The sequence below is a fragment of the Treponema sp. R8-4-B8 genome (assembly GCF_054786175.1).
In genome coordinates, this window is sequence record NZ_BDHE01000169.1 from 1 (window position 1) to 783 (window position 783).

Consider the following 783-nt stretch of genomic DNA (forward strand, 5'->3'; position numbering starts at 1 on the left):
ATCCGATGAATTCACCCCGATTCAACGTTGGGCATTGGCGGGAATTATCGGCGGCGGAATTGGAAACATCATAGACCGTATTTTCCGCTCAGACGGAGTTGTAGATTTTATCAGCGTAAATATTTACGGCCTCCTTGGAATGCAGCGCTGGCCGACTTTTAATATTGCCGATTCATCAGTTGTCGTAGGCTGTATTTTACTGCTTGTCACCATGTTTTTTACTCCTAAAAAAAAGGAAACAACGTAATGAATAAAAAAGTTAATACGATATTATTTGTACTTGGCGCGACATTGTTTAATACTATTGTGGCTGTTATCAGTTTTATTGTTTTAATCATTTTGTACGGAAAATTCATATTCCCCAAAATACCGGAATCAGGTTATGGTTGGGCCGCCTCATTAATTTTACTGGCGTCAATAGCGATTTCAATTTTTGTTTACCGCGCCGTGTTAAAATATTTCATAAATAAAATAAACGTAGAACAATACTTCGATCCCCTTTTCGTAAAAAGAAATCTTAAAAAATAAATTCCCAAAGACTTCACACAAAGATCACAAAGGTACAAAGATCACAAAGAGGGATCAGGGGTTATTGTCCGTTATCTTGTCGTGAAGCTTCACATATAGCTTTCGGACAAAAACCCCTTTATTCTTCTTTGTGATCTTCTCTTCCTTCGTGTTCTTTGTGTGAGGTCTTCTCAAATCAGGTGTTTTTTAAGAGTAGCGTATATTTTCTTCGGAACGATGGGTTTCGCTACATGGTCGGTCATGCCGGCGGCTAGG

The 783-nt window shown here is 38.7% G+C and carries 2 protein-coding genes; both read left to right on the forward strand.

The annotated features are described in order from the left end of the window. Nucleotides 1-247: signal peptidase II (gene lspA / locus ACYVRA_RS07660; RefSeq protein ID WP_461252145.1), on the forward strand; the 247-nt coding region annotated here is incomplete at its 5' end. Continuing rightward, nucleotides 247-528 carry a leader peptide processing enzyme gene (locus ACYVRA_RS07665; RefSeq protein ID WP_461252146.1) on the forward strand — a complete coding sequence of 94 codons (282 nt, stop codon included), beginning with the start codon at nucleotides 247-249 and terminating at the stop codon, nucleotides 526-528. The genes lspA and ACYVRA_RS07665, both read left to right, overlap by 1 nt. Nucleotides 529-783 lie beyond the last annotated feature (255 nt).